This window comes from Oceanobacillus sp. FSL K6-3682 (assembly GCF_037976165.1).
Lineage (GTDB): Bacteria > Bacillota > Bacilli > Bacillales > Amphibacillaceae > Oceanobacillus > Oceanobacillus sojae.
The window spans coordinates 2,270,982-2,285,020 of the sequence record NZ_CP150263.1 but is presented as its reverse complement, the minus strand read 5'-3'; the positions used below and the strand labels follow the sequence as shown (position 1 = coordinate 2,285,020).

The following is a 14,039-nucleotide window of genomic DNA, read 5'->3' as shown; positions in this document are numbered from 1 at the left end:
ACACTTAATCCATAAAATCATATGGAGATAATTCTTCTTCCGGTATATCTTCTACAGCTTCATATTCCTTTTTCTCTGCTTTTTGATTGGCTAACTGAATATTTAACATTTCCTGCAATGAAGTATATCTCCGATTCGTATCTTCTGTTTGCACACCTTTAATAAAAGCCTCTTTTTCGCCACAGATAATCAAAGACTCTTTTCCTCTGGTAATTGCTGTATATAAAAGATTTTTTCGCAGCATACGATGATGTGAATAAACAACGGGAAGAATGACAATTGGAAATTCGCTCCCCTGCGACTTATGAATGGAGATACAGAATGCATGAGTAAAGTTATGATAATCTTTCCGGATAAAGACAACCTCTTTATCTTCAAAAGCAATCACTATCTGCTCTTCATTTTCGACATTTTCTTCTGCTTTAAAAATGGCAACAATTTCTCCAATATCTCCATTATATATGCCGTCTTCCGGCTGGTTAATTAACTGGATCACACGATCGCCGACACGATAAACAACGTCTTGAAAAGCAATCTCCCGTTTCTTCTCTCCGGGGGGATTAATTAACTGCTGTAATGCTTCATTAATCGCATGAATTCCGGCCTGCGAACGATACATTGGTGAGAGAACCTGGATAGAAGCAGGGTCAAGACCTTTTTTCTCTGCTTTATCAATAATGGATGTCAATACATCGACCATCTGATAATCACGACAAGAAATAAAGCTGAAATCCCGTGCATTTTCCAAAGAATTTTCATTACAGCTGGCATGTTTAATTTCATGGGCAAGCTGAATAATCTTAGAACCTTCTTTTTGACGATATACATCCCTTAAAGAGATGACAGGCAAAACTTCGCTTTTCATTAAATCTGTTAAAACCTGGCCTGGTCCAACTGATGGAAGCTGGTCTTCATCTCCAACCAGGATAATTTGCATTGTATCTGGAATGGCTTTAAACAGATTATTTGCCAGCCATGTATCTACCATGGAAAATTCATCCACTATAAGCAGCCTTCCTGATAATGGCTCATGTTCATCTTTTTCAAAATTACCCATGCCATTCCAGCCAAGCAGCCGGTGAATTGTGACTGCCGGCAAACCGGTAGATTCCGACATCCGTTTGGCTGCCCGGCCTGTAGGAGCTGTTAAAATAAATGGAAAACTGTCTTTATTTTTATAATCCGATAGATTTAAAGAAAGCTCATGAATCTTCGCAAAAGCCTGGATGATACCAGTTATAACTGTTGTTTTTCCAGTCCCCGGCCCGCCTGTTAAAATCATAATTTTAGAATGAATCGCCTGGACAATAGCATCAAATTGCTCTTTTCCATAGCTTAATGACTCTTCTTCTTCAATATCGCCGGTTATTTTCAACAGCTCTGCTAAAGGCACCTCATCTTCTATCGGTTTTGTCAGTATTTTTTTCAGACTTGCTGTAAAGTTGTCCTCTGCGTAATATAATGAAGGCAGATATACTCTTTCATCGATCATGATGATTTTTTTCTCCATATTCAGCTGCATCATAACATCAGAGACAGAGCTTTTATCCGAATGGGGAAGATGAAGTAAGTAAATAATTTCCTGCACACATTTTTCAAATGGAAGATAAACATGCCCTGCTTGTATACTTTGCTGCAGGACATAGATTACCCCAGCACCGATACGGCTTTCATGTGTATGAGAAATACCTTGCTGAGAAGCTATCTGGTCTGCCATTTTAAAGCCAAAGCCTTCAATATCAAACACAAATTGATACGGATCTTTTCCAAGAACCTCCATGGCGTTATCACGATAGGTCTGATAAATTACCTGGGCCATCTTCAGTCCAATTCCGTAGCCTGATAATTGAACAGCAACCCGCTCAAAGCCTTGGTTTTCTCTTAAACGATCTGACAAACGTTTTCCTGTTTCCTTTGATAATCCAGAAATCCCATCTAAAACAGAAGGGTTATCCATAATTTTAGAAACAGCCTTTTCTCCCAGCTCCTCCACTATCTTTAGTGCACTTTTTTTCCCGACACCGTAGAATAAATCGCTGGATAGGTATTGAACAAGTCCATCCTTTGTTGTCGGCAAAATAGTTTCATAGGACTGAACTTTTAATTGTGATCCGTAGCGGGGATGCTTTTCCAGCGCTCCATAAAAACGATAGGCTGTCTGCTCCTGAAGCTGATCAAAATAACCTTTTACAATGATTTCTTTATCTTCATAGTCAAGGTTTGTCTTTGTGATTTTAATTAGGACGATAGAAAAATGCTCTGCTTCGTTACGAAAAATAGTATTTAATACGCTCCCCGTTACAAAAGGCAGTGCTTCCTTTGCTTCTACCTGGTTTTCCATGCTGATTACCCCTTATTTATCATCAAATTGCTCCATATACTGTAACGCAATTTCCTTTCCGTTTGCAGCCAGCACATGATCAGACTGTAATTCAAGTGCTTTTTCAAAATGGTTTAAGGCTTGTTCTGTTTTTTCATGGAATAATGCAATCACGCCCAGATTATAATAAGCATCGCTGTGCTCGCTATTTAATTCAAGTACTTTTTCAAATGTTTTTTGGGCTTCATCTAAAATTTCTCCCTGTGCAAGAGAGAGTCCGTATTGAAATAGATAACTTTCGTCCTGTGAATCAAGTTCTGTCGCCCGTAGCAAATATGGCAGAGACAGCTTCCATTGTTCCTGGTTTCGGAAGCACATACCCAGCATGAAGTAAGCATCTGCTTCTTCAAGTCCCAATTCAATTGCTTTTAGAAAGCTTTGTTGTGCTTTCCCAAAGTCTTCCTGATCAAAATAAAGATTACCTAAACCATAGTATGCTGTTGCAGCTTTTTCATCCAATTCAATAGCACGCTTCAAAAAACGTTCTGCCCGTTCCATTTCATTCAGCTGCATTAAAAGATTGCCGAAATTAATATATCCCAATGGGTCATTTGGAGATTCTTCAATTACCTCATTAAACAGCTTTGCTGCTTCTTCATACTTTTTTTCATTTAGCAGTGTAATTGCCTGCTGATTCTTATCCATTCATAAACCACCCTGCTAGCCTACATATTGTAATGCTTTATTGTCTTTTATAATTTCATCGATTGTTCCGCCGCCAAGGCATATATCCCCTTGATAAAATACAACAGCTTGTCCTGGTGTAATTGCCCGCTGGCTGTCTTTAAATACAACATATGCTTTATTATTTTTTACACTTACTGTTACTTCTGAATCCTTTTGACGATAACGAAATTTCGCTGTACAAGTAAAATTGTCCTCGATCTGATCCGGTTGAACCCAATTTAAATCCGTTGCAACGAGTGCATCAGAGTATAGATATTCATTATGATAGCCTTGTGCAACATATAAATAATTGTCTTTTAAATTTTTCCCTACGACAAACCATGGGTCTCCGGAACCGCCGATTCCAAGCCCTTGACGCTGGCCGATAGTATAGTACATTAATCCATCATGTGTTCCTTTTTCTATCCCGTCAAGTGTCATCATTTTCCCTGGCTGTGCAGGTAAATATTCGCTGAGAAAGCTTTTGAAATTTCTTTCTCCAATAAAACAAATTCCTGTGGAATCTTTTTTAGCTGCTGTAACCAGACCATAATCTGCTGCAATTTTTCTTACTTCCGGTTTAGGCAGATGACCTAAAGGAAACATAACTTTTTCTAATACATCTGAACTAAGCTGATTTAAAAAATAAGTCTGGTCCTTATTATCATCAGCTCCGCGAAACATTTGAATTTTCCCGTCTTCGTTTCTTGCCACTTGAGCATAATGCCCTGTAGCTAAATAATCAGCGCCTAAAGAGAGCGCATGGTCAAGAAATGCCTTGAATTTAATTTCTTTATTACACATAACATCCGGGTTAGGCGTTCTTCCGGCTTTATATTCATCCAGAAAATAAGTGAACACCTTATCCCAGTATTGTTTTTCAAAGTTTACCGAGTAATATGGAATATCTAATTGATTACATACCCGGACAACATCATCGAAATCTTCCGTAGCCGTACAGACCCCAAATTCATCTGTATCGTCCCAATTTTTCATAAAGATACCAACCACATCGTATCCTTGTTCTTTTAATAATAATGCTGCAACGGAAGAGTCGACTCCGCCGCTCATTCCAACTACAACACGTATATTTTTATTATCTTTCATTGTCGCCCCTCCTTTAACTTGTTAATCTTTTTACAATACTTGCAACTCTTGCAGCTGCTTCTCTCACATTATCTTCAGTATTCGCCAATCCAAAGCTGAATCGGATAGAATTTGTAGTAATTGGACTATCTGAACCATACATTGCAGATAAAACATGGGAAGGCTCTACACTACCTGCAGTACACGCACTGCCGCTCGAGGCTGCGATGCCGCTCAAATCAAAATTTGCAAGTAATGCTTCTACATTTGTTCCTGCAAAGCTGACATTCATAATAGATGAAACTGTCTTCTCCTGGTCTCCATTTATACTGAAAGCAATACCCGCTTCTGTAAATGTTTCTATTAAAATTTGTTTATATTTTTGATACCTTTCGTTTCTTATCTGTTTTGTTTCCATTGCAATATTAGAGGCTAATTCAAAACCGGCTACGGATGGAATATTCTCTGTTCCAGGCCGGCGCTTTCTTTCCTGCTCGCCGCCAAATTGAACAGGAGTCATCTTAACTCCTTCTTTCACATACAAAAAACCAATTCCTTTTGGACCGCCTATTTTATGCGCGGATACCGTTAATAAATCAATACCCTGCTCATGCATATCAATATCGACCAGTCCATAAGCCTGAACGGCATCTGTATGAAAATATGCCTGGTGATTCTTCAATAAATCTCCAATTTCATCGACAGGCTGGATAACACCTGTCTCATTATTTACATACATAATAGAAACAAGGATTGTATCATCTGTTAAAGCTGCTTCAACATCTTGTACAGAAACCAGCCCTGCCTCATTTACTGGTAAATATGTTACACGGAAGCCTTGTTTTTCTAATTTTTCTGCAGTGTGCAAGGTAGCATGATGTTCCTGAATAGAGGTGATAATATGATTGCCCTTATCCTGATTAGCTTCTGCAACGCCTAAAAGAGCCATATTATCCGCTTCTGTACCGCCACTGGTAAAGATTATTTCCTTTTCATTTGCACCAACTGAGGCGGCGAGAACACGCCTTGATGTATCCAGCTGCTGTCTTGCCTTCCGCCCAAAGGAATGCACACTTGATGCATTGCCGATGATATCTTTATATACAGGGATCATCGCTTCAACCACTCCATTTGCCATAGGAGATGTAGCGGCATGGTCTAAATAAATTGCTTCCATGATTCAAAATCCTTTCTTCCCATTAAATATAAAACATATATGCCTCGCGCGGGCCATTATCACCCTCGTCATAATTTGCCAAATCTTCCAGAGTTGTTTTTTCCAATACATCTTTCACTGCATCTCTGATTTGCATCCATAAAGATGCCTGCGCCGGCTTTTCAATTTCCATACCTTCCACAATTGTCAAAGGCCCCTCCAGCACACGGATAACATCACCGGCTGTAATTTCATCCGGTTTTTTCGCAAGCTGGTATCCACCATATGCACCCCGTATACTTTTGATTAGGCCGGCATTTCTTAATGGTGAAGCCAGCTGCTCTAAATAATGCTCTGATAAATCATTATCCTTTGCAATAACTTTTAGTGAAATTGGACCGTTTCCTTCATTTTTTGCCAAGTCTATCATTATTGTCAGTCCATATCTTCCTTTTGTTGAAATCTTCATTATATACACCTCAATTTTTTAAACTATCATCTGCCATTTATATATTATTTAATCTATATAATGTACTAAATAAGCAAAATTATTGGAATCCCCTTGTAACTGTCGGATTGCTTTTCCAGAGCTTGAGATTGCTCACCTGCCGTAATCCGCCGTATTGCTTACGGTCTGGTAATTATTTAAGTCATACACATACAGAAAAAAGAATAGCCTTTAATTCCATCTATACAAATTTGATTATTTATATTATAAGGCTACACCTATTATAGCATGACTGCTAACCTCTTGCATTTCTTCTATATTCACTTTAAGCTAATAGAATAATAAGAAGATGAAGGAAGTTATTTGATGTATAAACAACCACTCGCATATCGAATGCGTCCAAAAAACATAGATGATATTATAGGACAAGAACACTTGGTAGGTCAAGGAAAAATAATTAATCGCATGGTTAAAGCCAATCAGCTTTCTTCCATGATCTTATTTGGTCCGCCCGGTACAGGCAAAACATCCATGGCATTTGCGCTTGCAGAAACCATTGGACTCCCATCCAAAACATTAAATGCGGTTACAGATAAGAAAAAAGATATGGAAATTGTAGTTGAACAAGCAAAAATGCAAGGACAAACTGTTCTTATCTTAGATGAAGTTCATCGTCTGGATAAAGCAAAACAGGATTTTTTACTGCCTCATTTGGAAAATAATTTATTGACTTTAATCGGATGTACAACAAGTAATCCCTATCACTCCATTAACCCGGCGATAAGAAGCCGCTGTCATCTTTTTGAGCTGCACGGCTTAACTCTTGATAATGTTAAAACAGCATTACAGCGTGCTATTCAAGATACGACCAATGGATATGGAGATAAAAATATCCAGATCAGTCCGGATGCTATGGAACATTTAGCTATTTCAGCTAATGGTGATCTGCGCTCAGCATTAAACGGCTTAGAACTTGCAGTCAGTTCCACTCCGCCAAATGCTAATGATCAAATTCAGATAACACTGGAGATTGCGGAAGAATGTATGCAGAAAAAAAGCTTTTCCCATGACAAAGACGGGGATGCTCATTACGATGTACTGAGTGCTTTTCAAAAATCTATTCGCGGCAGTGATGTGAATGCTGCCCTGCATTATTTGGGACGGCTGATAGAAGCTGGTGATTTAGACAGTATTGCAAGAAGATTAATTGTTATTGCATATGAAGATATTGGTCTGGCAAGTCCGCAAGCAGGCCCGCGAGCTGTCGCGGCTGTACAGGCCGCTGAACGGATTGGTTTTCCTGAAGCACGTATTCCATTAGCCGATGTAGTCGTAGAATTGGCTCTTTCACCAAAATCAAATACCGCCTATAAGGCATTGGACGCAGCTTTAGAGGATATTCGCAAAGGAAAAAGCGGCGATATTCCTGCTCACTTAAAGGATGCTCATTACTCAGGAGCAAATAAACTTGGAAGAGGAATAGATTATAAATATCCTCATAATTATCCAGGTGCATGGGTAAAACAACAATACTTGCCAGATACTATCAAAAACCGAAATTACTATACACCGAAAGAAACAGGAAAATTTGAAAATGCATTGAAACAAGTATATGAACGAATTAATAAGGAAAAAAAGTAAGAACTCAATTAGTAAAATTAATAATTTTGAACATCCTCTTTAAAGAAATGTATATTTTTTAACTCCTCTGGAAAGAATAGAGATTACTATAATCTTTCTAGCACGTTAGGAAAGTATAATTTTTTAACGTGTGAAATATAAGAAAACTGCCTATTCACTAAAATAAAAGTGTGTGCAGATTTTTCTAAGTATTTTCTTAATAATGAGGAGTGAATGACATGGTAAAGGTAAGGCAAGACGCTTGGTCTCATGAAGATGATCTATTACTGGCAGAAACTGTCTTGAGACATATTCGTGAGGGAAGCACACAGTTAAATGCTTTTGAAGAAGTAGGAGATCATTTAAATCGTACTTCAGCCGCTTGCGGTTTCAGATGGAATGCTGAAGTGCGTAATAAATATGAAAACGCAATTGATTTGGCTAAAAGACAACGAAAAGAGAGAAAAAGAGCTTTAAATAAAACCGTACAAGCTCTTCCAAAACCGGCTCAAATCGATACTTCGGAGACTGTTCCTTCTCACGAAACAATAGATCAGCCGACAGTACAAACAAATCCTGAACCTGCTGCAGCATTTAATCTGGACACAGTAATTAAGTATTTAAAATCGCTAAAGCAAGAATTATATACTTCCAATCAATCAAAGTCCTCTATGCAATCGTTAGAGAACGAGAATAAATCCTTGCATACAAAGGTAGAAGAATTACAAAAGAATTTAGCGGATACAGAACAGCAGCTGCAGGCAATGAAAGAAGATTACCAAACATTTATTCAAATTATGGATCGGGCCCGCAAGATGACAGTTTTTGAGGATACGAATCTTATCAGCTCTCCATCATTCCGTATGGATAAGAACGGGAACCTGGAGCAGCTGGCACAAGGCTCAAATTAGTTCAGAATAAAGACCATACATTATACTTATAACAGTAAGTGTATATCAATCACGAAAAAATACTGCACAAAACTGTGCAGTATTTTTTCGTAATCCCGATAGTGCCGTCCGACAATAAAGTTTTGATCCCGCTTTTGGCAGGTGGGTGTCCTGCTTTAAAGATATTATGCTTCCTTTTTTAGGCATGCATGCACTTTAAAGACGAATCGGACTCCCTAACTTATAGGTGTTCGGTCAAAATACCAATTGTTGACGTACACATCAGGATTGTTATGATTTATTTTTATTATCGTAGCATAAATTTATTCAAAGTACAAATAATATATTCCAATCTGCTGATTAAATAATGCCCTGTTCGACCATAGCATCTGCAACCTTCAGGAAGCCGGCAATATTAGCTCCTGCAACAAGGTTTCCAGGTTTACCATACTCGTTCGCTGCTTGAATACTATTTTGATAAATATTACGCATAATTTCTTGCAGTTTTTCATCAACTTCTTCAAAACTCCAGGCAATACGGCTGCTATTTTGTGCCATTTCCAAAGCGGACACAGCTACACCACCGGCATTTGCCGCTTTTGCAGGAGCAAACAAAACATTATTCTCCAGAAATTGGTTAATTGCTTGCAGGGATGATGGCATGTTAGCTCCTTCACCTACAGCAATAACACCATTTTCAATTAAAGTTTTTGCTGTCGCTTCGTCAATTTCATTTTGTGTAGCACATGGCAGAGCAATCTCACATGGAATTTCCCAAACTGACCCGCCGTCAACGTATTCTGCATTTGGATGCGTTTCTAAGTATACATTAATACGCTCTCTATCTACTTCTTTGATCTGCTTCACAAGTTCAACATCAATACCATTTTTATCATAAACATACCCATTAGAATCGCTGCAGGCAACTACTTTTGCACCAAACTCAGCTGCTTTCTCCATTGCGTATATGGATACATTCCCGGATCCGGACACAACAACTGTTTTACCGGAGAAATCCTGCCCGTTATCTTTAAGCATTTCCTGCACAAAATAAACCGTGCCGTAACCAGTAGCCTCTTTACGTCCCAAGCTGCCTCCAAAACCTAAGCCTTTTCCTGTTAAAACACCTGGTTCTACAGTACCTTTAATTTTCTTATATTGACCGTAAAGGTAGCCGATTTCTCTTCCGCCGACACCAATATCTCCTGCCGGTACATCTGTATCCGGTCCAATATGTCTAGATAATTCTGACATAAAACTTTGACAAAATCTCATAATTTCTAAATCTGATTTTCCTTTTGGATCAAAATCAGATCCGCCTTTTCCTCCGCCAATAGGTTGACCGGTTAAAGAGTTTTTAAAGATTTGTTCAAAGCCTAAAAATTTAATAATACTTGCATTTACCGTTGGATGAAAACGAAGCCCGCCTTTATATGGCCCAATCGCACTGCTGAATTGAACACGATAACCGCGGTTTACTTGAATCTGTCCTTCATCATCCACCCAAGGAACACGGAAAGCAATTAAGCGCTCTGGTTCTATAATTCTCTCTAATATGCCTAATTCTGCATACTTAGGATGTTTCTCGAAAACAACCTCTAGAGATTCGACAATTTCTTCCACTGCTTGCAAAAATTCTGTCTCATGACTATTTCTTTTTTTTAGTTCCTCATAGACTCCCTGTACATACTCTTTTGCTGTTCGATTATGATGCTGTAATTTATTTTCCATGGCTCCTAACATTCATCTCCTTTAATTTTTTCAACCGATTCCTCAACCAGAAGGTTTTTTTATTTTATATGAAAAAGCAAATAAACACAAGACTATTGAGCTTTTGTTTGCTTTTATTTCACAAATGATATGCACGATATGCAGAGATATCGTGCATATTCTCTATTAAAGAATAAAAAAGTATAAAAAATGCTGAAGATAACCGCTCCAGAAATACACTACGCTTTCCTTGGGCCCCGAGCTCATCTCCTCGAAAAAAAGAAGAGCACTTTTTTTCTGCGGGGTCTTCCCACTGCGCATTCCCACAGGAGTCTCCGTGTATTTCTTCCGCTAGAATTAGATTAATCTCTTTGCAAGAAAACAAAAGAAACATATTTCTTCATAGATGGGAGCGGAAGGAAGCCGACTCCTACGGGACAAGCAACAGGTGAAGACCCCCGCAGGAAGTGGTTTTCTTCCGAGGAGGCTGAAGCGTTGCCCGTGGAAAGCGGCTTTCTGGGACTGCGATTACTCGTCCCATCAAAACCGCTGGAGCGGACATCTCCTTGACAAGAACATCCTTCTTTTAAGAACCGAGTAATTTTCTTATTTTTTATTATCGTTTCTTTTTGCTAATGCAATTGACAATTCCTGCAGCTGGTCCCCGCTAACTTCGCTAGGAGCTTCTGTCATTAGGTCAGAAGCGGATGCTGTTTTAGGGAAAAGAATTGTATCACGAAGGTTAGAACGGCCCGCCAGAAGCATAATAATACGGTCTAAACCAAGCGCAACCCCACCATGAGGCGGTGCTCCATACTCTAGCGCATCCAATAAGAATCCGAATTGCTCCCTTGCTTCTTCTTCTGTAAATCCTAATGCTTGAAACATTTGATTTTGAAGCTCAGTCTGGTGGATACGGATAGATCCGCCGCCAAGCTCATAGCCGTTTAAAACTAAATCATATGCATTTGCGCGGACATTCATCGGATCTGTTAACAGTTTTTCCTTATCCGCTTCAATTGGTGATGTAAATGGATGATGCGCTGCGAAATAACGGCCTAATTCCTCATCGTATTCAAATAATGGCCAATCTGTTACCCATAAGAAATTAAACACTTCTTCATCAATCAACCCTAAATCTTTCCCCAGCTTCAAACGCAGGGCTCCTAAACTATCGTAGACAACAGTTGACTTGTCAGCCACAAATAACAGTAAGTCGCCGCTTTTTGCCTTTGCCTTATCCATGATGGCTGCTTTTTCCTCATCAGATAAAAACTTGCTGATCGGACCTTTTACTTCTTCTTCCTCTACTTTTAACCAGGCTAAGCCTTTTGCACCATATACATTTACAAACTCTGTTAACTTATCAATATCTTTTCTGGAATAGCTGCCGGCTGCAGCTTCCACATTTAATAATGCTACTTTTCCGCCGTTCTCTACCGCCTGCTTAAATACCTTGAATCCAGAGGCAGCCACGATATCTGATACATGAATTAATTCTAATCCAAAGCGGGTATCCGGTTTATCAGAACCAAAGCGGTTCATTGCTTCATCATAAGGCATTCTTTGTAAAGGTAAGGTGATATCAATACCTTTTACCTCTTTAACAACCTCTTTCATCATTTCTTCTGTCATTGTCATAATTTCATCACTTGTTAGAAAAGATGTTTCAATATCAACCTGTGTAAATTCCGGCTGACGGTCTGCACGCAGATCTTCATCCCGGAAACAACGGGCAATTTGATAATAACGTTCAAATCCGCTCATCATAATTAATTGTTTAAATAACTGCGGAGATTGTGGTAAAGCATAAAATTCACCCGGATGAACACGGCTTGGCACAAGATAATCCCGCGCTCCTTCTGGTGTGCTCTTCGTTAAAATAGGTGTTTCCATTTCTAAAAATTCATTTCGATTTAAATAATTGCGGATGCTCTGCGTGGTTTGATGCCGCAATTTAAATGTTTCCTGCAAGCCTGGACGACGTAAATCTAAATAACGATATTTCAAACGGATATCCTCTGAAATATTTACATCATCCTGAATCATAAATGGCGGGTTTTTTGCTTTATTCAAAACTTTAATCGAGCTGGCCAGTACTTCCAATGTACCAGTTGGAATGGAAGGATTAATGGTTGCTTCATCACGTAAAACAAGCTTGCCAACTACATCAATCACATATTCAGAACGGATACTTTCCGCTGTTTCGAGTGCTTCCTGTGAATAATCCGGGTTAAATACAATTTGCATAATTCCAGATTTATCACGTAAATCAATAAAAATAAGTCCGCCAAGATCCCGGCGTTTTTGAACCCAGCCTTTTAGTCTGACTTCCTTTTCAATTTCATTTTCAGTTAAGTGCCCAGATAAAACACGCTCTGTCATTTTTTAACTCTCCTCCAATAACAACTCTTTAATTTCAGAAACAATATGATCAACTGAGACCTCTTTTTGATCTCCAGTTCCCATATTTTTAATGGTCACCACTTGTTTATCAAGTTCATTATCACCTAAAAAGATAACAAATTTTGCCTTTAAACGGTCTGCTGCTTTAAGCTGACCCTTCATTTTGCGGTGCTGGTAATCTGTATCTGTCTGAATACCAGCTGAACGTAACTGATGCACAAGTTTTACAGTCTCTGTTCGTACTTTTTCAGAACCAAAGCCTGCCACAAAACAGTCTAGTTTAGTATCAACAGGTATATCAATATTTTCTACCTGAAGAGCCATTAATAAGCGTTCCAGCCCCATTCCAAAACCAATTCCCGGTGTATCCGGACCGCCGAATTCAGTAATCAATCCATCATACCTGCCGCCGCCGGCTAATGTCGTAATGGCACCGAAGCCGTCTGCTTCACTCATAATTTCAAATGCTGTATGGTTATAGTAATCTAAACCCCGGACTAGATTAGGATCCACAGTATAAGAAATTTCCATCGCATCTAAATATGCTTTTACCTGTTCAAAATAAGCTTGTGACTTTTCATTCAGATAATCTAAGATGGATGGTGCTGTTTTCATTGCAGGGTGATCTCGATCCTTTTTACAATCCAGCACACGTAACGGATTTTTATCCAATCGTGATTGGCAATCCAAGCAAAGCTCCTCACGGTATGGATCAAAATGTGCTACTAGTGCATCACGATGTGCTTTTCGGCTTTCCTTATCACCTAATGAGTTGATCACCAGCTTCAAAGATTTCAATCCTAACCTGCGGTAAATTTGCATGGCAAGATCAATTACTTCTGCATCAATTGCCGGGTCCTCACTTCCCATTGCTTCCACACCGAATTGATTTAATTGGCGCATTCTTCCTTTTTGGGGACGCTCATACCGGAACATTGAGCCAAAGTAATATAGTTTTTCCGGTAAATTTGGGCTCCCGTATAATTTATTTTCAACAAATGCACGGGCTACAGCAGCAGTTCCTTCTGGACGAAGTGTTAGGCTTCTGCCTCCCCGATCCTCAAAAGTATACATTTCCTTCTGTACAATATCTGTTGAATCCCCGACACCACGCTGAAATACTTCTGTGTGTTCGAAGATTGGTGTGCGTATTTCATGATAGTAATATGCATCACAAATTTCTTTAATTTGCTTTTCTACATACTGCCATTTTGCCGTATTTTCCGGCAAAATATCCATTGTTCCTCTCGGAGCTTTCATAGACATTTTATTTCCTCCTTCACTAATATACAAAATAACTGATGAAATTCATTTTCTGGTCAGCAGAAAATAATAACAGATAACTTTTAAAGCGGACGCTGCAAGTTCTTTAACAATACAAAAATCCCGTCCCTTATTTTTAAAATAAGGGACGGGATTTTTCCCGCGTTGCCACCCTAGTTGATATCCAAAGATACCCACCTTTATCAGTTAACGCCTGCAACACGTTTATATCTACTCAATCTTTTTCGATATAAATCCTCCAGAATGTCTTTCATATAAGCCGGATAGATAGCTGCTCTCAGCCAATGACAGCTACTCTCTTACTACCTGTTCCTATATTACTTTTTCTTTCAACGGTTTCATTCATTTAATTTTAAGAAACTTCTACCTAATACCGCCCATGTCCCAGGACTG

Annotated in this window: 10 protein-coding genes, 1 other RNA gene and 1 other annotated feature; of the genes, 2 read left to right on the top strand and 9 right to left on the bottom strand. The window is 38.9% G+C overall.

Translation table 11 applies throughout. From position 1 onward, the window contains the following. Positions 1–4: 4 nt before the first annotated feature. From MHH51_RS11355 to MHH51_RS11335, 5 genes are read right to left on the bottom strand one after another with little or no spacing between them, the layout of a single operon-like run. The gene (locus MHH51_RS11355; RefSeq protein WP_339286132.1) at positions 5–2,341 is read right to left on the bottom strand and encodes an ATP-dependent RecD-like DNA helicase; all 2,337 of its coding nucleotides are present in this window, start codon (positions 2,339–2,341) and stop codon (positions 5–7) included. 12 nt (positions 2,342–2,353) lie between these two features. Then, positions 2,354–3,025, bottom strand: a complete 672-nt coding sequence (locus MHH51_RS11350; RefSeq protein ID WP_147207875.1) for a tetratricopeptide repeat protein — start codon at positions 3,023–3,025, stop codon at positions 2,354–2,356. Between the two features lie 15 nt (positions 3,026–3,040). After that, complete coding sequence (mnmA, locus tag MHH51_RS11345) at positions 3,041–4,153, bottom strand: tRNA 2-thiouridine(34) synthase MnmA (RefSeq protein WP_339286128.1); 1,113 nt, start codon at positions 4,151–4,153, stop codon at positions 3,041–3,043. Positions 4,154–4,166: 13 nt separating this feature from the next. After that, positions 4,167–5,309: a cysteine desulfurase family protein gene (locus MHH51_RS11340; protein WP_339286126.1), complete on the bottom strand. Its 1,143-nt coding sequence runs from the start codon at positions 5,307–5,309 to the stop codon at positions 4,167–4,169. A 22-nt stretch (positions 5,310–5,331) separates the two neighbouring features. Next, complete coding sequence (locus MHH51_RS11335) at positions 5,332–5,757, bottom strand: Rrf2 family transcriptional regulator (RefSeq protein ID WP_339286124.1); 426 nt, start codon at positions 5,755–5,757, stop codon at positions 5,332–5,334. A gap of 345 nt (positions 5,758–6,102) precedes the next feature. Here MHH51_RS11335 and MHH51_RS11330 point away from each other — a divergent pair, with 345 nt between their 5' ends. Then, the gene (locus MHH51_RS11330; RefSeq protein WP_147207878.1) at positions 6,103–7,377 is read left to right on the top strand and encodes a replication-associated recombination protein A; all 1,275 of its coding nucleotides are present in this window, start codon (positions 6,103–6,105) and stop codon (positions 7,375–7,377) included. Positions 7,378–7,595: 218 nt separating this feature from the next. Then, on the top strand, positions 7,596–8,267 hold the full coding sequence (locus MHH51_RS11325; protein WP_339286122.1) for an RsfA family transcriptional regulator: 672 nt from the start codon (positions 7,596–7,598) through the stop codon (positions 8,265–8,267). Positions 8,268–8,355: 88 nt separating this feature from the next. Here the strand turns inward: MHH51_RS11325 and ssrS are convergent. The 4 genes from ssrS to hisS form a co-directional block, all read right to left on the bottom strand. Continuing rightward, positions 8,356–8,538, bottom strand: a non-coding RNA gene (gene ssrS / locus MHH51_RS11320) — 6S RNA. A 68-nt stretch (positions 8,539–8,606) separates the two neighbouring features. Continuing rightward, positions 8,607–9,977 carry an NADP-specific glutamate dehydrogenase gene (gene gdhA / locus MHH51_RS11315; RefSeq protein WP_339286120.1) on the bottom strand — a complete coding sequence of 457 codons (1,371 nt, stop codon included), beginning with the start codon at positions 9,975–9,977 and terminating at the stop codon, positions 8,607–8,609. A 585-nt stretch (positions 9,978–10,562) separates the two neighbouring features. Then, the gene (aspS, locus tag MHH51_RS11310) at positions 10,563–12,341 is read right to left on the bottom strand and encodes an aspartate--tRNA ligase (RefSeq protein ID WP_156985382.1); all 1,779 of its coding nucleotides are present in this window, start codon (positions 12,339–12,341) and stop codon (positions 10,563–10,565) included. Positions 12,342–12,344: 3 nt separating this feature from the next. Continuing rightward, positions 12,345–13,628, bottom strand: a complete 1,284-nt coding sequence (gene hisS, locus MHH51_RS11305; RefSeq protein ID WP_156985383.1) for a histidine--tRNA ligase — start codon at positions 13,626–13,628, stop codon at positions 12,345–12,347. A gap of 138 nt (positions 13,629–13,766) precedes the next feature. After that, positions 13,767–13,988: a binding site (T-box leader), on the bottom strand. Positions 13,989–14,039: the final 51 nt, after the last annotated feature.